This is a genomic window from Rhodococcus sp. IEGM 1306 (assembly GCF_036541985.1).
Classification (GTDB): Bacteria; Actinomycetota; Actinomycetes; order Mycobacteriales; family Mycobacteriaceae; genus Rhodococcus_F; species Rhodococcus_F qingshengii.
The window spans coordinates 151,607-171,473 of the sequence record NZ_JAZHFF010000011.1; the positions used below are offsets into that span (position 1 = coordinate 151,607).

Consider the following 19,867-nt stretch of genomic DNA (forward strand, 5'->3'; position numbering starts at 1 on the left):
TACACCACTATCGGTGCTCCGGAATCATACTGTCTGGGCGTTGTGTCTGTCCGATGCACGATTGATGAAGGTTTGTTACAGATCGTGCGAATTGCTTGCAGAAACAAAGCCGCACCCCACCGAATGCGGTGGGGTGCGGCTTTGTGAGAGCCTCTAGCGCTGCGGAGCCGCTGTCGGGTGGATCGGTGACGGAAGGGCCGTGACACCCTCGAGGTAGGTGTCCACAGCGGCTGCTGCGGAACGTCCCTCGGCGATGGCCCAGACGATCAGGGACTGGCCGCGGCCCATGTCGCCGGCCACGAACACGCCGTCGACGTTGGTGTTCCACTTCGACGTGCGGGCGACGTTGCCACGCTCGTTCAAGTCGACACCGAGATCGGTGAGCAGACCCGGCTTCTCGGGACCGACGAAGCCCATGGCCAGGAGCACGAGATCGGCTTCGAGCTCGAAGTCCGAGCCCTCGACCTTCTCGAAGCGACCCGACTTCATCTCGACCTCGTGAGCCTTGAGTCCGGTGACCTTGCCGTTTTCACCGACGAAGTTCTCGGTGTTGACGGAGAACAGACGCTCGCCGCCCTCCTCGTGAGCCGAAGCCACGCGGAACATGAGCGGGTACGTCGGCCACGGAGTCTGCTCGGCGCGAGTCTCCGGCGGACGCGGCATGATCTCGAACTGGTGGACGCTGGCCGCACCCTGACGGTGCGAGGTGCCGAGGCAGTCCGCTCCGGTGTCGCCGCCGCCGATGATGACAACCTTCTTGCCCTCAGCGGTGATGGTGGGAGCGTCGAGGTCACCCAACTGCACGCGGTTGGCGATCGGCAGGAACTCCATCGCCTGGTGGATGCCGTCCAGTTCGCGGCCCGGGATCGGAAGATCGCGAGCTGCGGTGGCGCCGCCGGCCAGAACCACTGCGTCGAACTGCTCACGCAGCTCGTCCGCGGTGATGTCCACGCCGACATTGACGTTGGTCTTGAAGACGGTGCCTTCGGCTTCCATCTGCTCGAGACGGCGGTCGATGTGCCGCTTCTCCATCTTGAACTCGGGGATGCCGTAGCGCAGCAGGCCGCCGATGCGGTCTGCCCGCTCGAAGACCGTCACTGCGTGACCGGCGCGGGTCAGCTGCTGCGCTGCAGCCAGACCGGCCGGACCACTGCCGACAACCGCAACCTTCTTGTTGGTGGCGTGCGCGGCGCGAACCGGCTTGACCCACCCTTCGTCGAAGGCCTTGTCGATGATCTCGACCTCGACCTGCTTGATGGTGACCGGATCCTGGTTGATGCCCAGGACACAGGACGCCTCACAGGGTGCGGGGCACAGACGACCGGTGAACTCCGGGAAGTTGTTGGTCGCGTGCAGACGCTCGATGGCGTCGTGCCAGTGGTCCTTGTAGACCAGGTCGTTCCACTCGGGAATCAAGTTTCCGAGAGGGCAACCGTTGTGGCAGAAAGGAATTCCGCAGTCCATGCAACGGCTGGCCTGGGTCTTGAGGGTTTCCTTCGGGAACTCCTCGTAGACCTCTTTCCAGTCGAGCAGGCGCAACGGCACCGGCCGGCGAACCGGAAGTTCGCGCGACGTGTGCTTCAGGAAGCCGCTTGGATCACCCACGAGCTGCCTCCATAACTGCCTCGTCCACGTTCTTGCCATCCTTCTCTGCGGCCGCGATGGCCAAAAGAACCTTCTTGTAGTCGCGGGGCATCACCTTTGCGAAGTGACCCACCTGCTGCGACCAGTCAGCGAGGATGCGCGTGGCAACCTCGGAGCCGGTTTCGTCGCGATGACGTTCGATGGCGCCCTTCAACCAGGTGAAGTCGTCGCCCGAAAGATCCTCGAGGTCCACCAGTTCGGTGTTGAGGTTCTTCTCGAATGCCTTGTCGGGGTTGTAGATGTACGCGACGCCACCGGACATGCCGGCGCCGAAGTTACGTCCGGTGGCTCCGAGGATGACCACCTTTCCACCCGTCATGTACTCGCAACCATGATCGCCCACACCCTCGACGACGGCAGTGGCGCCGGAGTTACGGACTGCGAAGCGTTCGCCGACGACACCGCGAAGCAGAGCCTCGCCGCTGGTGGCGCCGAACAGGATGACGTTGCCACCGATGATGTTGTCCTCGGCGACAAAGCCTTCCGCTGCATCGAGCGGCGGGCGTACGACGATGCGTCCACCCGAGAGGCCCTTGCCGACGAAGTCGTTGGCGTCGCCGTGCAGGCGCAGGGTCATACCGCTGGGCACGAAAGCACCGAAGCTGTTACCGGCGGAACCGGTGAACGTGATGTCGATGGTGCCCTCGGGCAAGCCCTCTCCACCGAACGCCTTGGTGACCTCGTGGCCGAGCATGGTGCCGACCGTGCGGTTGACGTTGGTGATCGCGGACTCGAAGGAGACCGCCTCGCCCTTGTCGAGTGCGTTGCGGGCCGAAACGATCAACTGCTGATCGAGTGCCTTGTCGAGACCGTGATCCTGCGTGCCGGTGCAGTGGACGTCCTGGTCCATGAACGCGGACTCGACCTGGGTGAGGATCGGCGACAGATCGAGATTGCCTGCCTTGCTTCCCTTCCAGTGATCGAGAGCGCGCGTGGTGTCCAGCATGTCGACCTGGCCGACGGCTTCGAGCAGCGTGCGGAAACCGAGTTCCGCGAGAAGCTCGCGAACCTCTTCGGCGATGAACATGAAGAAGTTCTCGACGAATTCCGGCTTGCCGCTGAAACGCTGACGCAGCAACGGGTTCTGCGTCGCGACACCGACGGGGCAGGTGTCGAGGTGGCAGACGCGCATCATGATGCAGCCCGAGACCACCAGCGGTGCGGTGGCGAAACCGAACTCCTCGCCGCCGAGCAGGGCAGCGACGACGACGTCGCGACCCGTCTTGAGCTGGCCGTCGACCTGCACGACGATGCGGTCTCGGAGACCGTTGAGCAGCAACGTCTGCTGGGTCTCGGCGAGGCCGAGTTCCCACGGTGCGCCCGCGTGCTTGACGGAGGTCAGCGGGGTGGCACCGGTGCCACCGTCGTGACCGGAGATCAGAACGACGTCGGCATGTGCCTTGGAGACACCGGCCGCGACGGTTCCGACGCCGACCTCGGAGACCAGCTTCACGTGGATGCGGGCCTGCGGGTTGGCGTTCTTCAGGTCGTGGATCAGCTGAGCGAGATCCTCGATCGAGTAGATGTCGTGGTGCGGCGGCGGCGAAATCAGGCCGACGCCAGGCGTGGAGTGCCGAACCTCGGCCACCCACGGGTACACCTTGTGAGCCGGAAGCTGGCCGCCCTCACCGGGCTTGGCTCCCTGCGCCATCTTGATCTGGATGTCGGTGCAGTTGCTCAGGTAGTGCGAGGTGACACCGAAGCGTCCCGACGCGACCTGCTTGATGGCACTGCGTCGCAGATCGCCGTTCTCGTCCGGCGTGAAGCGCGACGGATGTTCGCCGCCCTCACCGGAGTTGGAGCGGGCGCCCAGACGGTTCATCGCGATGGCGAGAGTCTCGTGAGCCTCGGCGGAGATGGAGCCGTAGCTCATCGCACCCGTCGAGAAACGCTTGACGATCTCGCTGGCCGGCTCGACCTCGTCGATCGAGATCGACGGCCGCTTGCCGATGTTGAAGTCGAACAGACCACGCAGAGCGGCAAGGCGCTCCGACTGGTCGTTGACCATGGTCGTGTACTCCTTGAACACCTCGTACTGACCTGTGCGAGTTGCGTGCTGGAGCTTGAAGACCGTGTCCGGGTTGAACAGGTGGTACTCGCCTTCACGACGCCACTGGTACTCGCCGCCGACCTCGAGCTCGCGGTGAGCGCGCTCTTCGGGGCGATCGAGGTATGCGACGGCGTGACGTGCCTGGACGTCGGCTGCGATCTGGTCGAGGCCGATGCCACCGAGCTGCGACTGCAGACCGGTGAAGTACTCGTCCGTCAGCTCCTGCGAGAGGCCGATGACCTGGAACAGCTGAGCACCGGTGTACGACGCGAGCGTCGAGATGCCCATCTTGGACATCACCTTCAGGACACCCTTGCCGGCTGCCTTGATGTAGTTCGCGATGCCCTTCTCGAGGGTCAGACCCTCGAGCTCGCCGTTCTGCAGGAACTCGTCGATGGTCTCGAAAGCCATGTACGGGTTGACCGCTGCGGCACCGAAGCCGATGAGGAGCGCCATGTGGTGCACCTCGCGGGCGTCGCCGGCCTCGACGATGAGGCCGACCTTGGTGCGCGACTTCTCACGAACCAGGTGGTGGTGCACAGCCGAGGTGAGGAGCAGCGACGGGATCGGTGCGTAGTCCTCGGTGGACTCACGGTCCGAGAGCACGACGATGCGCGCGCCACCCTCGATTGCCTGCGAGACCTGGTACTTGATGCCCTCGAGCGCACGACGGATACCGTCGCCGCCTTCCTTGACGGGGTACAGGCCGCGGATCACGACGCTGCGGAAGCCCGGGAATTCGCCGTCGTCGTTGACGTGAACGAGCTTCGACAGGTCGTCGTTGTGCAGGATCGGCTGCGGGAGCGCAATCTGCTTGCAGGAGTCCGCATTCGGGTGCAGCAGGTCGCCCTCGGGGCCGATGGTCGCGCCGAGGCTGGTGACGACCTCTTCACGGATCGCGTCGAGAGGCGGGTTGGTGACCTGAGCGAAGAGCTGCGAGAAGTAGTCGAACAGCATCCGGGGACGTGACGAGAGCACGGCGATCGGAGTGTCGGTACCCATCGAGCCCAGTGCCTCGGCACCGGAGAGAGCCATCGGCTTGACCAGCAGGTTGACCTCTTCGTTGGTGAAACCGAAGAGCTGCTGGCGCAGGACGACGCGCTCGTGCGACATGTACGTGTACGGACGGTCCGGCAGGTCGTCCATGTGGATCAGACCTTCGTCGATCCACTGCTGGTACGGGTGCTCGGCAGCGAGTTCGTTCTTCAGTTCCTCGTCGCTGATGACCCGGCCCTGCGCGGTGTCCACGAGGAACATGCGACCGGGCTGGAGGCGGACCTTGCGGACAACCGTGGACGGATCGATCGGCAGAACGCCGACCTCCGACGCCATGACAACGAGGCCGTCTTCGGTGATCCACAGACGCGACGGACGCAGACCGTTGCGGTCCAGCACGGCGCCGATGACGGTGCCGTCGGTGAAGCATACCGACGCCGGTCCGTCCCAGGGCTCCATGAGAGCCGAGTGGTACTCGTAGAACGCCCGACGAGCGGGGTCCATGCTCTCGTGCTTCTCCCAGGCTTCCGGGATCATCATGAGAACTGCGTGCGGGAGGCTGCGGCCGGCGAGGTGCAGCATCTCGAGCACCTCGTCGAAACGAGCGGTGTCACTGGCGCCCTGGGTGCAGATCGGGAAGATCTTGTCCAGGTTCTCGCGGCCACCGAAGACGTCGCTGTCGATCAGGGACTCGCGAGCGCGCATCCAGTTCTCGTTGCCGGTGACGGTGTTGATCTCACCGTTGTGAGCGACCCGGCGGAACGGGTGCGCCAGCGGCCACGACGGGAACGTGTTGGTGGAAAAGCGCGAGTGGACCAGGCCCAGTGCGCTCTCGACACGATCGTCCTGCAGATCGAGGTAGAAACCCTTGAGCTGCGGGGTGGTGAGCATGCCCTTGTAGACGAACGTCTGACCGGACAGGCTGGGGAAGTACACGGTCTCGCTACCCGGGCCACCCTTGCCGGCGCCTTCGGAGCCGAGTTCGTGCTCGGTGCGCTTACGCACCACGTATGCACGACGCTCGAGATCCATGCCGGTGTACTTGTCACCCTCGGAGCCGATGAAGATCTGACGGAACGTCGGCATCGCGTCGCGCGCCAGTGCGCCCAGCGAGGAGTCGTCGGTTCCGACCTCGCGCCAGCCGAGAACCTTCAGGCCCTCTTCGACGACGATCTTCTCGACTGCAGCAGCAGCCTCGTGTGCATCGGCATCGCCCTGCGGGAGGAATGCGATACCGGTTGCGTACGCGCCTTCGGCGGGCAGCGCGAAGTCCACGACAGCTCGGAAGAACTTGTCGGGAACCTGCAGCAGAATGCCCGCACCGTCACCCGTGTTGGGTTCTGATCCGGCAGCGCCGCGATGCTCGAGGTTGACCAGAGCGGTGATCGCCTTTTCGACGATGTCCCTGCTGCGGCGACCATGCATGTCGACAACAAATGCGACTCCACAGGAGTCGTGCTCATTGGACGGGTGATAGAGGCCCTGGGGGCCTGGAAGTTGCTTCATACCCAGCCTTCGTATGCCATAAAGATGCACCGACGACCAGCAGCGCTGATGGCCATCAACTTGCAATGCAAGTCCTTCAAAGCACCGACACGACGATGTGTTCGGTACCACCGAAGTAGCCGCCCTGCGCAGACGCGATGGTGTGCGTTCTGGCACCCGGCGACGTGAGTCTTCGGTCGGTTGAAACTTTTGTGAGTCAACCGTGTAACGAAAACGATAATTCAGAACCCCGGCACGGGCGCAACTAAGGTAGCCCTATAATTGCTCTGAACTGCGGCGATGCAGGGAGCCAGAAGGCCCCTCGACAGATTTCGGAGCTGCGTCTGTGCAGAGAAGTTCCGATTCACAGGATACCGAATCCGCAGGAAACAGGCGCGATGGGCGATGAATGCAACAACTGGCCGCAGCGATAAAAATCAGCTGCGGCCAGTGCGCCTCGAACTGTAACAAAAGTTGATCGATCAACCAAGGTCTAGGCCTGAATTGTTTGCTCGCAGAATGCCATCGCTGTAATTTCCGTAGGCTCACCCTTGAGAAGACGGGTGGCGAAGAGCAAATGACAACAGCAGTAGTGGTAGGCAGTGGTCCCAACGGTCTCGCGGCGGCGATCGAACTCGCCCGCGCCGGAATCGACGTCCATGTCATCGAGGGTGCGGACAAGATCGGCGGTGGCACCCGCAGTAGCGAATACATAGTCGACGGACTCGTCCACGACGATTGCTCCGCCTTCCATCCCACGGCCTTGGCTTCTCCCTACTTCAAGGAACTCGATCGCGAATTCGGGCTCGCCAAGCATGGCCTGACGTGGCTGTGGCCCGAGATCGATCTGGTCCATCCACTCGACGACGGCACCGCCGGGGTTCTGTGGCGTGACATCAACCGGACCGCTGACGAATTGGGTGCCGACGGTAAGAGGTGGCTCGACGTCTTCGGATACCTCGCCGAGAACTTCGACGAGTTGGTGCAGGACGTCTTCAAGCCGATCGTCCACGTCCCGAAGCACCCGCTGATGCTCGCCCGTTTCGGGACGGGCGCTCTGCTTCCCGCGACGGGTTTCGCGCGGATGTTCAAGACTCCACAGGGGCGGGCGCTGTTCGGCGGCGTCGCGGCGCACATGTTCGGGCGGTTGGACCTTCCCATGTCCAGCGCGGTCGCGTTGATGCTCACTGCGGCCGCTCATGCTCACGGTTGGCCTGTGGCACAAGGTGGTTCGGGGTCAATTGCAGCCGCCCTCGCGTCGATCCTGCGAAGCCTCGGTGGCACCATCGAAACCGGGAACTGGGTCACCAACTACTCCCAGATCGCCGGTTACGACATCGTCATGCTCGACATCGCCCCCGACGCGGCCGGTCGTCTGCTCGATGGTCGGCAGCCTGATCGCATTGCCCGGGCCTACCGCAAATTCCGCTACGGCACCGCCGCGTACAAGGTCGACTACGCCGTGCGTAGTGACTCTGACGGAAGCGTCGTGCCGTGGACGAATCCGCATGCCCGCAAGGCCGGCACCCTGCATCTGTCCGGGACGATTTCGGAAACTGCTGCTGTCGAACGCCAGACCGTCCGGGGTCAGATGCCGGACAAGCCCTTCATTCTGTTGGGCCAGCAATTCTTGGCCGACCCCTCCCGTTCCGTCGGAGACATCCATCCCGTTTGGGCGTATGCGCATGTGCCGCACGGCTATCCGAGTGACGCGACCGAAGCGATCACCCGTCAGATCGAGCGGTTCGCGCCGGGGTTCCGGGACCGGATCGTGGGCGTCCACGTGCGCAATGTGCCGCAGATGCAGGCGTACAACCCCAACTACGTGGGCGGCGACATCTCCGCGGGTGCGAACACGGCGCGGCAGATCATCGCGCGCCCCAGGTTCGGACTGGACCCCTATGCCACCGGGGCCCCGGGCGTCTACCTCTGCTCGTCCGCGACGCCCCCGGGCGGCGGGGTCCACGGGATGGGTGGGTTCAATGCTGCCCGGGCGGCGCTGAAGGCTCGGGGTTGAGGCGTCCCCGATGGGGACGACTTTTCAGACAACGCCTTCGGAGGAGTCCATGACCCAGCCGGCCAACACGGACGAAACGCAGATGCCCGGCCCAGTGGCCAAAGCGAACCCGCGACAGAGCAACTAATGGCATGAGACGCAGAACATACATTGCTGGTCAGGCACCTCGCCGTTGGTGTCGAACCACCCCGCTCCGACCGCGAGGGATTCCGCGGCAAGGGTGCGGATGCTGCGGATTCCCATGCTGTCGAGCTCGCGCTGAGCTGCCTCAATCTGATCGAGTCCGGCGGCTGCCACCGGACCGGTGCCGACGACAACCCAGATAACGGACGTGACGGCGGCTTGCTCAAGTGCGGTGCTGTAGTCGGCTGCCGCATCGGCACCGATGACATCGGTGCGCGCGACAAACGCGAGGGTGGCCGGTGAGAGCGATCATCACGACGGAATTGGCGGGGACGAATCCGAGCAATGCCGGGATTGCGGCCAAGACATCGGTGGCGGTCCTCAAACGGATGTTCTGCATGTCGTTCCCCTTGCTGTGAAAGTGACCGGGCCTCGTGCCCCGCCAATATTTTCCGCCTTCTAGCAAAGGAGAATCGCGTCGGTATGAGGGGCCGGAGTGCCCCCCTGGGCCGAGAAAATTTTGGCGGGAGCGTGCGAGTGACGAAAACTTTCTCGGAGCCATCGGCCGGCGCTTGCGCCGCCAGGGGTTGCGCGCAGGTCACCGCCGACGAGAATCAAAAGGCCAGAAGTGAATCTCAATAGCTTTTGTCAAGCACGGCCGCAGGCCGTTCCAATCGGGGCGGAGCCGAAGGCTACGCAGGTCCGAGGGTCGAGCCGGGCAGCTTAGAGCTAAACTCCGTGGCCATGAGCGATCAGTGCCTGTTCTGCGGCATCGTGGCCGGCGACGTCCCGAACGTGAAAGTGGCCGAAGACGATACGACGTACGCCTTCATGGACATCAATCCGGGCTCTGACGGTCACATACTGGTTATTCCGAAACGGCACAGCAAGGATCTGTTCGAGATCCCGACCGATGACCTGACCGCAGTCACCCTGGCAGCGCAACGAATCGCCAAGGCAGCCGTCGCGGAGTTCGGTGCAGACGGAGTGAACCTGCTCAACTGCTGCGGCGCCGACGCATGGCAGACAGTGTTCCACTTCCACCTGCACGTGATTCCGCGATACGTAGACAAGACCAAGGACCGACTGGTGCTGCCCTGGCAACCTGGAACCCCAGGCGACATGGAGGCGATCGCCACTCTGGGCAGTCGACTCCTCACCACCCCGGACGGGCAACTTTCCGCCGCCCTGGATTGACTCGGACTTTGCACTGTCTTCGCATAGACCGGTTACTCAAGCGGCCGATGCAACAGTCGGCTCCGGCCGATAGACCGCGTTGTCGCGGAGCATCGCCCACAACACGTTCAATCGTCGTCTCGCCAACGCAAGAACTGCCTGCGTATGGCGCTTTCCTTCCACACGCTTACGTGCGTAATAGGTCTGCGATGCAGCACAACTTCGAAGACTCAGCTGCGCGGAGAGATAGAAGGTCCGCAGTAGGCGGCGATCGTATCTTCTTGGGCGGCGGAGGTTTCCGCTCACCCGACCCGAATCACGTGGTACCGGAGCCAAACCCGCGATCCCGGCCAACCGATCAGCGGTCCCGAACGCGGTGAAATCACCACCGGTGGCGGCGAGCACTTCAGCCCCGAGTATCGGCCCGAAACCGGGCATCGACTCGATCACCTCCGCATGATGATGACTGCGGAACCGTTCCTCGATATCACGATCGAGCTCGGCCATCTCCGCATCGATGTTCATGACCTGAACGGCAAATTTCGCGACCGTGCTCGCTGCCACGTCCTGACCCGCCACCCGCACATGTTGCGACTGCGCCGCGTTGATCGCCTTCGCCGCAATCTGGGCAGCGTTGTAGGCCTTACGCTTCCGTAGCCACGCCTGCAACCGTGCCTCTCCAAGTCTGCGGATCCCGTCCGGCGTCTGATAGCCCGACAGCAAGATCAACGTCGCTTTGACGTTACTGATGTCCAACGCCCGCTCGAGGGCCGGAAAATATGTACTCAGTAGTGCACGGAGTCGATTGATGGTTCGGGTTCGATCTCGCATCAGATCCGTCCGCCTCGAGGTCAGAATGCCCAGTTCGATACTGATCTCGTCGCCGGCCCGCACCGGGTGCAGGTCTCGGCGCATCCGCGCCTGATCAGCGATGATCGCGGCGTCTTTCGCATCGGTCTTGCTGTCACCGCGATAGCCACCAGCGGCGTGATGGACCACCCGGCCCGGGATGTAGTGCAACCGTTGGTTCCGGTCGGCCATCAGCGCTATCAGCAACGCAGCCCCACCGTCGTTGAGATCCACCGCCCACGTCACCACACCACCCTCCGACAGACCCAGCACGTCGTCGATCAAGACACTCAGCTCGGCTTCGTCGTTGGCGACCCGTCGTGAGAGCAATCGCGTTCCGTCGCCGTCGATCACCACACAGTGATGATGGGTTTTACCTGCATCGATACCTGCCCACAATTGCCTCACACGCGCTCCCCTTCACCCTCGTTTCCCCATGAATCGGGCTTTCACCTGGGTGGACGACCTCTCTGTCGTGTCCTTAAACAGCGATCCAGTCGCATCTCTCAATAAGCAGTCGAGTCGTCGAGAACACCGCGGCGGCCACTCACTTCCGGCCATACGAACAGCGAAAACAAATAAGCCATACCGCAGCGTCCCCAGGCAGCTCCGAACCTACGAGCAGCAACCGGAAACCGCCCCTCAAAGACGTTAAGGAAAACAAATCAATGCTTTTCACAGGACGGAGCGCAGCGGATTTCATTTCAGGGGACACCGAAGGTGGCCGGTCGCCGGTCAGGTGGATCCAGATCGTGAGTTTGGCAGCTCTGCGTCGCTCGCCACTTCGGTGGCAGCCTCTACCGGTCGTCGTCTCTGTTAACTGCGCTGAAGCCGGGTATCCCATCCCAAAGACAGGGGTACGCGATGAGATCACACCATGGCTTACGGCGAACATCGATCGTCGCCGGCATCGGGGTCGCGCTGCTCTTCGGCGCACAACCTGCCGCTGCCGCACCGACCGACACCGTCTTCCCCGTTCCTGTCGTAAGGGCATCGGTCACTGCGACCGGCCTCCCTTCTGTGGGCGCCATGTACGTCACCGCCAGTACCGATCCGGCGGCGCCGGGCGTCACCCGATTCATCGCAGACCGCTACTGCTGCGTCTTCATTCACTGGCGAAACATCTCCACCGGAGCGGCGGGCATCGCGTACCTCGGATATCCGAGCGTCGAGGCCCAGACAGGGGCGGGCATCGTGGTCGCCGCCGTCACAGTGCCGACCGGGCCGCCGAATTATCCGGCAGTGATGATTCAGCCCGGTGGTGGTGCCTGGACGGTCCCCTGACCGAACCGGTAGAGCGCGTTCACCGGCAACTGCTGGGACAACCTTCGTGGCGTTGCCAGACTTAGTGCTTCACAAGGACGCTGCCCTTGGTCCGGAGGTCTCTAAGGCGCTTTCGAAGGGGCATGGAACCGGAGCCGTCCGGCGAAGTAGCGGCGTGTCGTCCCCGGAAGGGTCGCAATTTTCCCCTCGACGATATGTCGGCCACCCCAGATCCCAGCCGCTTCCTGCCGGTCGAGCGCACCCGCCAAACACTGATGAAGGTGAGAGCATTTGCGGCACAACGCTATTGCAGTCGACAGTTCGCTGCGGACCGACGAGAACCACAAATCCGGGTCGTAGGATCGACACGGAACCTCTGCACTGTCCATGCCGTCATCCTGACGTGAACGCGGCCGTCATCCTGACATGAACAAGAAGGTTCACATCGTTGCGGAAGGACTCCTTACCCATGTCCACAGTGAGAACCTGCACAAGGCCGGACCTCATGGTTTCACTCGGCTGAGAAGCGCTCGAAGAAACCGGCACACCGCGGTCACCGCAAAGAGAGGACACTCGGAAGTGGTCCGGTTCTGTGCTGAATCGAGCCGCTAGAACCCGTCGAGTGCTCTCCCATTCGTACTCGGCGGGCACAGCACGAGACCTTCTTCGGTGCTCGTCGATCTCGAATGCGCCGCTGTTCCAGCCGAAACCAGGTGGAGTGAGCGGGCGGCGACGGTGCGATGTGCCCCGACAACGACGTGCGAGGCACTCCTCACAACAAAGCACTGGCGGGTTCTCGCCACCGTGTTCCGCGGCAGATCTGCCCAGCAGTCGTCATGAGGATTAGGTCGCCACGTAGACCGATCTGCACGGTTTGTGCAGGTCAGGACTTCAGCTTTCGCTGCGGTCAGGTCAGAGTGGCGACCTGCTGCTCGTCGCGGTTCCAAGAATAGTTCAGGGTCCGACAGTGATGATGTCCCTAGCTCCTGACGGCCGAACCTCTAGGTGCGCCTGTCGCCGAGTAGGGCGGTGGTTTCGCTGTGGCGTGTTCTTTGGCCGGAAGACTTCCCTTGTCCAGAACCGGCACTGTAACGCACCACTATCAGGCGCGATGAACGAAGTAAGTCGGGGGGAGGAGAGATGCATGATCGGACGCCTACCTGATTTTCCCGAAGAAGTGCTGTTCTGGTACGCATTCTTGCTGCCACTGGCCGCCTGGTGGAATCCACTCTGAGGAGACCAACGATGATCGGATACTTACCTGACCTGTTTGTCATGCCTCCCGTCTGGGGGTGGGTCAGCACAGCCTGGAACGCATTTGCCACATGGTGGAGTCAGTTCTGACTTCGCTTAATCGCCACCAATCCCGCCCTCGATACAGCCGAATTGTCAGCGTGGAATATTTCAGATATCAAACCATCAGTTGGTTTGCACTGATATCAAGAGTTGCACTGATATCACGAGACCGAGGGGCAGTACGGGTCTGGAAGTCGAATGTTTCAACGAGGTACCGCACTCTTCCTGAATTTTGGTGTGATGGGCGGTAAATGACCGGGGTTCGTCCGCGGCGGACGGTTCGCCGGTAGGTCAGTTACGGTTCTCGAGTTTGTCTGCTACTCGCTTGCCTAGGAGTTTGTCCACGGGGTGCCGATCGATCTGATTCAGTGTTAGGGACGACTCGGGGTGAGTCAATCGGGTCACGATCGCGGTCGATGGCTCCGGTACCTCCAGTGCGACCTCCCGTGCTTCGGTGGAGTCGATGTTCTCGTACACCCATTCGTTCGCGTCGTCTTCTCGTCCGAAGTCGGCGGTCAGGAACCAGTTTGCGATGAACATGCGGCTTTTCGGCAGCAGCGTCCATACTTTTTCGCGGTCGATCGCAGCGCGTGCGCCCGGTCGCGTGACGGCGAGCCATTCCAGTGCGCCGCTCGACGCATTGCTGACCCGCCAAAATTCCCAACCATCTTTAGCCACGTACGTCACTTCCTCGTTCTGATCAGTGGTCCACTGGGTTCGCCGAAAACTTACCTTGCCGCACCTTCATCATTTCTGCTGGCAAGTCAACGTCCTTCGCGATACGCCTGCGGCATTGGCGAATTGATTTGATACTTCTCGCGATGCCGGCGCAGCTATACGCAATGCAAGCTGGCCCAAGGTGTCAGAGAGGTATGAGAGCATCCGATATGGGCCGACGACGGAAGAAGCAAAATTCGGTAGAGCCGCCAAGTGAAAGCAAACGCCAGAGGGTTGCACGTGCCGAGTTGAAGCAGGTGGAGCAGTTCTTACGAACGGCGACCGACGTCGCATCTGCTCGTCCACTCTCCGAGCGTGAGCGCGAACTGGTTGCCGAAGCTCGTCGACTGCGCCGGCAGTTGTACGTGCGGCTAGGTCCGAAGCCTCTTCCTGTTGCGAAGGAAGTTCCGCATTGCGGAAGGCCGGCCCCGGCCGGAGGGATCAGCTCCGTCGTTTCCGGCGGTCTGCCCGGAACGAGTAAACGCCGATAAACAAACGGCTGACAGTCCCGCAGGGCACACCTCCTACTGTGATCCCGGTCCGCCCACCGGCCGTCTGTGAGACGTACAGTGCACTCGCTCTGTATGAACGGCACTGCGCAGGTTCTGCAAGTTCGCCAGTCCACTCACCGGCGTCCCCGGCGTGCAGAATCACGCCAATGTTGCCCGAACCGCGTTCGACCGAGAAAGAGGACATCGACCAGCGCATCACTCAGCGGCGGCTACGGGACTCGACTTGGTAGCGATCGAGATCCCCGCGACAGCGTAAACCATTGCTGTGCAGCATCTCTCGCAGTTCATCTGACATAATCTATGTTATCGGCAGAAAAGATTGCCGGGCTGCGACCTTCGAGCTGCAGCCGATCTGACCCAGACGAACGACACTTGACGATGCGATCACCACTCACGGCGTCGGTCAACAATGGGGGACGGCGCCGGTCGGAGTGCCGGCGTCACCGTCGACGGTCGCGCCCGGCACTGATCGACAGCTCCGCTTCAGCACGAGTAACCGAACCTATTTGGTTAATAGATACGTTTTGGCCAACTCTGAACAATTGGGACACCAGAAGGGGGTGAGTGCATTAGAATAAGCCTTTTCGGAGCGGTCGTATTCGAGGCCCTTCGCAGTCTGGAGTGAACTTGCAATATCAACCCCTGGGCGCCTTCGTGCATGTCCTTGTTCCCTTTTCTCATGAGTCGCGCCGACAACCCTTGTTGTTGAGCCAAGGCATTTGCAGCAGATGCGGGGACCGTCCACCGATGCAGACAAGCTTTGCATAAGCATTTCACCGGAGAGTTGGTGAGCCGCTTATTTCCTTTCCACTCGATGAAAAGTACCTCCTGCGGCCCGAGGAATACATCCGTGGAATTCGTTACTGGAGAGTCAATCGGCCGCGGAGGCAGCAAGGAGGGTACTGGCTGCGCTAAAGCTCCTGCCATTCTGCTCTTTATCAGGTTCGACGTATTATCACCGAATTACTATCATTCGCCCGAAAAATTACACAGTCGATGTCCGATTCCGGCTTTAATTTATAGTTCGCTTTTCCTGAGATGACAATTTTAATGTACGATGAAGATTTTTTATGACTATATTCTTCTACCTCAACTATTGTGGAGTACGGAATTCGTCGCGGGCTCGCGGCTTTCTTTTTGAACGGAACACGCCACCCTTTGAAGACGAGCGTAACCGCGTCATCGTCGAACTAAATAAATCCCTCCGCAGTTCTTAACTCTTCCATCACGTGCTCCTTTGTGCAGCGCCGCTGGCCGGACCTCGATCCATTGGCGCATCTGATCTCGAAAACTCCAGAATCTTCTGAATATTGTTCGAATCAAGACGAACTTTCGTTACGTCCACCAGTGGAAAGTGTTACCGCTCTGCGCCTGATCTGCCCGAAGAACACTCAGATGCTTCGGTCGCTGCGTCAGCTGTTGACAAACGTTGGAAATAGGATCAGATCGGGCAGTCGGACGCCTCGATGAAGGCTTTGAAGATCAGGGTGGTAACCAATCCGCCGCACCGACCGATCCACAGTGGACGGGACGTCGGCAAGCCAAAGCGACTCTCTAGCGCAATCCGGTCCGTGCGATGAGGAGCTAATGGTGAAGAAGTTGGACTACGACCTGGTCGGTGAACGGTTGTTCTCGAACTACAAGGTCAGGGCGAGGATCGAGAGGGGTTACAGCCTCCCGACAGACGCCGCCACCTCGTCGCAGTTCCTCGACTACGCGGTGCGCTATCTCGATCAGGAAGCGATGGACACTCCTCTCGCCCAGACATACAGCAACCAGCAGGTCTTCAAAGCTGCAGTCAACGCCCTCGGCAGCAACTCCCGGAACTGGGCAAGTTTCGTCAAGGTCCGTGACCAGCACCTCGAAGGACTTCTCTACGGCTTCGACCCCGAAAAAACGCACACCGCCATCCTCGACGGGACGTTGACGCTCGCCGATCTCCGCGAGCATTTGAGCGGGCAGGGCGGCGCCGGCGATGCAAAAGCGATCATCCGCTGGGCGAAGCTGCTGACCGATCATCCCAATTACTACGACCAGATCCTCGGAATCGCGCGCGCCTTCGTCGCCCTCGCAGAGGATGCCGGCTACCAGCTCGGCAACCAGCATCTGATGATGGTCCTCGCCGGCTACCTGATCTCACCCCCACGCCGGTGGCCCGGCGAAAAGCATCTCGACAGCGGCCTCGTTCAGATGACTCACCGCGAACGGGACCTACCGGGTATGGGGTATCCGCTCGCCAGCGAATTTCTTCGCAACCTGCATTGGAATGGTTTCAAACCCGACCGCCACATCACCAGACTTCTCGAGCTGTGGGTTCCCGAAATCAGGGAAACGGTAGAAGGGGACGTTGATCGTCTCTGTGCGTTGATCGGCAGCAAGAACCGATCACTCAAGTACTTCCTGAGGTACTCATTGGTCGGAGTTGCGATCACGCCGGACGGCAACTACTCACGCGCCGATAACCTCATCTGGATGCTCGGCGCCTATCTGGAGAAGAAGAACAAGGAATCGAACGTGGAGTACATCCACGAATGAGGATGTCGGCCGGCGGTCAGTCACACGGATCTCATTCGATATTCCGGCGACTGGGTGGTCCAACACCGACGACGCGAGAAAATGGGAAACAGGTCGCCACGTGCGACCGATCGGCAAGGGGATTGGGTTCTTGCCGGTCGGGGCCGTCGATGGGGCCGCGCGGCCGGGGTCAGTGTGGCGACCTGTTGCTCGTCGCGGTATCGACGCTAGCTGCTAGGTCTCACAGTGATGGTGGATGTTGTTGGTTCCCGAGCGTTGCCCCGATTGTGAATCCGGCAGCCTGTCAGGCGTGTGCCGCAGCCTGCCGACGTGATCCCGTATGCAACCCTGTCAGGTGTAGTCGGGGCATCGCAGCTCAGGCAGTACGGTCCACCAGCTCGCGGTGAGCCACTGCTGCACCGGATCCGGCAGGGTGCCACTCCGTGCGAATGTTCGCACCGCCGCAACAGGGACCACGCCACGGTGCTCACCAAATCAGTCGACACACTCGTCGCCGGCGCGCGCTTGTTCGGGTGTCCGTAGACAGTAGTGCGGGGAATGTTCAACATCGCCGCGATCTGCGCGACCGTCTTCTCCCCCGAGTCGTAGAGCTGCGCGGCGTGTCGACCCACAAGTCGGGAACCTGCTCCCGGTCTCCTGCTAGGTCGCAATCTGGCTTGACCGGTACGGCTCGTCGGCTTCGATACGGTCAAGCACAACGCTTGCTTTGTTCATCCGATTAAGTGCTTCTTCGCGCCAGTGATCGTCGCTCGTATCCGGGTCGCCCGTCATGAACCGATGATTCCCTATGACTCCGACACACCATCCGTCCAAGCCAGCCGATAGCGTTGCGCGGTGTTCGCATCGCTGGTCTGGGTGGCAGTGCTTGGATGAGACAGAGGGCCTTTCAGCTGATCGGCCCAAACGTAAGAGTTTCAGGAGTCGTCGCGTGAAATTGAACCTGCAGTCCGTCGAGGAGCGGGTCCGACCGCTCGGTGGACGAGCCAAATACGACCGTACCTTCATCTTCGATCTGCTCGCTGCCTACGGGCGGTCGGCAAGCAACATCACGCGGTTGCGCAACGGCACTCTGAATATTGCGGATGATCCGGCTACTGAGGTCGGCCAGAAGAACATCGTCTACTTCAAGCCAACGACCGATGATCTGTACGGCGTTATCGACGGCTTGCGGTCCTCACCGACGGTGGTCAGATACAGTTGCAGGTTCGTAATCGTGACGGACTTCGAGGAACTTCTCGCTGTCGATACGAAGACCAATGAGACCCTCGCTACACCAATCGCCGACATTGACAAGCACTTCACTTTCTTTCTGCCATGGTCGGGCATGGAAAAGGCCCAGTACGTCGGCGAGGCGCACGCGGACCTCAAGGCGGCCGAGCGCATGGCGAAGCTGTTCGACGAACTGGTCACGGTCAACCCGGGGATTCATGGATCGTCTCAGGCCCGCCACGCACTGAACGTGTTCTTCACGAGGTTGCTATTCTGCTTCTTCGCCGAGGACACCGGGATATTCAAGTCGGACCAATTCACCGGGTCAGTCGGAAATCTCACCCAGCCCGACGGTTCCGACGTCGACCAGTTCTTGACCGACCTCTTCAACGCCCTCGATACGCCTGATGGGTCCCCGAAGCCGGCTCATCTTGCCGCCTTCCCATATGTGAATGGCCGCCTTTTTACGGTCGAAGCACACCACACGGTCCCGAAGTTCAACAAGAAGGCCCGTGACCTGCTGATCGAGAGCGGACGGCTACTCTGGAACGAGATCAACCCCGACATCTTCGGGTCAATGTTCCAAGCAGTCGTTACTCCTGGGCAACGAGCCAACCTTGGGCAGCACTACACGTCAGTACCAAACATCTTGAAAACCATCGAGCCGTTGTTCCTCGATGAACTCAAGGAGGAGTTCAATGCAGGATTCAACAATCTCGGCAAACTGAACAAACTGCTGGACCGAATCAGCCACATCAAGGTGTTCGACCCTGCCTGCGGCTCCGGAAATTTCCTGGTCATCGCATACAAAGAACTGCGTAAACTCGAACACGCGATTCTCGAACGCCTTGCCGAAATCCAGGGTAGACACCAAGGTCACATGCTCGGCTCAAGCATCAGCATCGAAAACTTCTTCGGCATCGAACTCGATGACTTCGCATCAGAAGTAGCGATCCTATCGCTCTGGATAGCCAAACATCAGATGAACGTGGAATTCCTCGACAAGTTTGGTGTCGACCTTCCACTCATTCCTCTGCAGGAAACCGGCCGCATTCGGCATGGCAACGCCGCGCGGGTGAACTGGAACGACATCTGCTTTAACAACGCCAGCGACGAAATTTATCTGATCGGAAATCCACCATACTACGGAGCGAAAAAGCAATCTCCACAGCAGAAGGCCGATTATCCGTTCGTGTTCGGATCGCGGCCCTACTCCAAGAATCTGAACTACATCGCACTATGGTTTGCGAAGGGCGCTGACTTCATCGCTGGCACAAAGGCCGAGCTGGCGTTCGTGACGACAAACTCAGTCGCACAAGGTGAGCACGTCCGACTCATGTTTCCCATGCTCTTCGACAAAGGCCTTGAGATCGGATTCGCCTACCCGTCCTTCTGGTGGGACAACAACGCGAAAGGAGGCGCTCACGTCAGTGTTGCCGTTATCAACCTGCGTAACCCACGATCTGGGCCGAAGTACCTGTACGCCGATGATCTGCGGATCGAGGCCACAAATATCAATGGGTATCTAGCGGACGCTCACAATATATTCATTGAATCCCGCCCCGAGCCAATCGCAGCAGTCCCAAAGATGTCGTTCGGCAGCATGCCGAACGACAACGGACATCTTATAGTCAAAGGCGAGCAAAAAGAGTCGTTCACTCAGCTCGATCCGCGGACCGCGAAATTCATCAAGCCATATCTCGGCGCTAAAGAATTCATTAACGGCATCGAAAGATACGCACTGTGGATCAAAGATGACGAGGTCAACGAGGCATTAGCGATCTCCAGCATTTCGGCCAGGCTCGATAGAGTTCGCGCTCACCGAGAAGAGAGTAGTCGCCCGGCTACGAAGAAGCTCGCATCGGTTCCACACCGCTTCGCTGAAATTCGGTACAAGCCGACTGAGTCGATCATCTTCCCTAGTGCGGTGTTCTTGAAGTTTTTCGACGGTCGGCTTTCGCGAGTATCTGCTCGGCGGTTTTCGTCCAGATGAAT

12 protein-coding genes and 1 pseudogene are annotated in these 19,867 nt (G+C 60.6%); 6 read left to right on the forward strand and 7 right to left on the reverse strand.

Translation table 11 applies throughout. The annotated features are described in order from the left end of the window. Positions 1-153 precede the first annotated feature (153 nt). On the reverse strand, positions 154-1,605 hold the full coding sequence (locus tag V3587_RS25930; RefSeq protein WP_003943594.1) for a glutamate synthase subunit beta: 1,452 nt from the start codon (positions 1,603-1,605) through the stop codon (positions 154-156). Further along, positions 1,598-6,196 (reverse strand): glutamate synthase large subunit, encoded by a 4,599-nt coding sequence (gltB, locus tag V3587_RS25935; RefSeq protein ID WP_042453347.1) that lies wholly within the window; start codon positions 6,194-6,196, stop codon positions 1,598-1,600. Before gltB ends, V3587_RS25930 begins: the two co-directional genes overlap by 8 nt. Positions 6,197-6,752: 556 nt before the next feature. Between gltB and V3587_RS25940 the strand changes: the two genes are divergently transcribed. Together V3587_RS25940 and V3587_RS25945 are read left to right on the forward strand one after the other, a co-directional pair. Beyond that, on the forward strand, positions 6,753-8,192 hold the full coding sequence (locus tag V3587_RS25940) for a phytoene desaturase family protein (protein ID WP_283377362.1): 1,440 nt from the start codon (positions 6,753-6,755) through the stop codon (positions 8,190-8,192). Positions 8,193-8,342: 150 nt separating this feature from the next. Beyond that, complete coding sequence (locus tag V3587_RS25945) at positions 8,343-8,618, forward strand: hypothetical protein (RefSeq protein WP_283377363.1); 276 nt, start codon at positions 8,343-8,345, stop codon at positions 8,616-8,618. On the opposite strand, the gene V3587_RS25950 is transcribed toward V3587_RS25945, so the two are convergent. Then, positions 8,539-8,877 (reverse strand): DUF4192 family protein, encoded by a 339-nt coding sequence (locus V3587_RS25950; RefSeq protein ID WP_331703001.1) that lies wholly within the window; start codon positions 8,875-8,877, stop codon positions 8,539-8,541. The genes V3587_RS25945 and V3587_RS25950 overlap by 80 nt on opposite strands. A 182-nt stretch (positions 8,878-9,059) precedes the next feature. On the opposite strand from V3587_RS25950, the gene V3587_RS25955 reads away from it, so the two are divergent. Next, entirely contained in the window at positions 9,060-9,512 is a 453-nt protein-coding gene (locus V3587_RS25955) for an HIT family protein (protein ID WP_050655164.1), read from the forward strand. 36 nt (positions 9,513-9,548) lie between these two features. Here V3587_RS25955 and V3587_RS25960 read toward each other — a convergent pair whose 3' ends face one another. Beyond that, on the reverse strand, positions 9,549-10,748 hold the full coding sequence (locus tag V3587_RS25960) for an IS110 family transposase (protein WP_152965794.1): 1,200 nt from the start codon (positions 10,746-10,748) through the stop codon (positions 9,549-9,551). Positions 10,749-11,204: 456 nt separating this feature from the next. Here V3587_RS25960 and V3587_RS25965 point away from each other — a divergent pair, with 456 nt between their 5' ends. Further along, positions 11,205-11,624 (forward strand): hypothetical protein, encoded by a 420-nt coding sequence (locus V3587_RS25965; protein WP_283377712.1) that lies wholly within the window; start codon positions 11,205-11,207, stop codon positions 11,622-11,624. 101 nt (positions 11,625-11,725) lie between these two features. Here the strand turns inward: V3587_RS25965 and V3587_RS30720 are convergent, their stop codons facing one another. From V3587_RS30720 to V3587_RS30725, 3 genes and pseudogenes are all read right to left on the reverse strand, one after another. Continuing rightward, complete coding sequence (locus tag V3587_RS30720; protein WP_411742258.1) at positions 11,726-11,992, reverse strand: WhiB family transcriptional regulator; 267 nt, start codon at positions 11,990-11,992, stop codon at positions 11,726-11,728. A gap of 1,198 nt (positions 11,993-13,190) precedes the next feature. After that, positions 13,191-13,577: a hypothetical protein gene (locus V3587_RS25970; RefSeq protein WP_064443455.1), complete on the reverse strand. Its 387-nt coding sequence runs from the start codon at positions 13,575-13,577 to the stop codon at positions 13,191-13,193. A gap of 1,489 nt (positions 13,578-15,066) precedes the next feature. After that, positions 15,067-15,306 (reverse strand): annotated as a pseudogene (locus V3587_RS30725) (DUF4429 domain-containing protein); the annotation flags it as partial. A 412-nt stretch (positions 15,307-15,718) separates the two neighbouring features. Between V3587_RS30725 and V3587_RS25975 the strand changes: the two are divergent. Both V3587_RS25975 and V3587_RS25980 read left to right on the forward strand, forming a co-directional pair. Next, complete coding sequence (locus tag V3587_RS25975) at positions 15,719-16,663, forward strand: hypothetical protein (RefSeq protein WP_193594687.1); 945 nt, start codon at positions 15,719-15,721, stop codon at positions 16,661-16,663. A 928-nt stretch (positions 16,664-17,591) separates the two neighbouring features. After that, positions 17,592-19,865 carry a DNA methyltransferase gene (locus tag V3587_RS25980; RefSeq protein WP_317829922.1) on the forward strand — a complete coding sequence of 758 codons (2,274 nt, stop codon included), beginning with the start codon at positions 17,592-17,594 and terminating at the stop codon, positions 19,863-19,865. Positions 19,866-19,867 lie beyond the last annotated feature (2 nt).

Coding starts and splice junctions, on each gene's coding strand:
- gltB (WP_042453347.1), bottom strand. CDS start 6,196: ATGAAGCAACTTCCAGGCCCCCAGGGCCTCTATCACCCGTCCAATGAG.
- V3587_RS25940 (WP_283377362.1), top strand. CDS start 6,753: ATGACAACAGCAGTAGTGGTAGGCAGTGGTCCCAACGGTCTCGCGGCG.
- V3587_RS25950 (WP_331703001.1), bottom strand. CDS start 8,877: ATGGCTCCGAGAAAGTTTTCGTCACTCGCACGCTCCCGCCAAAATTTT.
- V3587_RS25955 (WP_050655164.1), top strand. CDS start 9,060: ATGAGCGATCAGTGCCTGTTCTGCGGCATCGTGGCCGGCGACGTCCCG.
- V3587_RS25965 (WP_283377712.1), top strand. CDS start 11,205: ATGAGATCACACCATGGCTTACGGCGAACATCGATCGTCGCCGGCATC.
- V3587_RS30720 (WP_411742258.1), bottom strand. CDS start 11,992: ATGGACAGTGCAGAGGTTCCGTGTCGATCCTACGACCCGGATTTGTGG.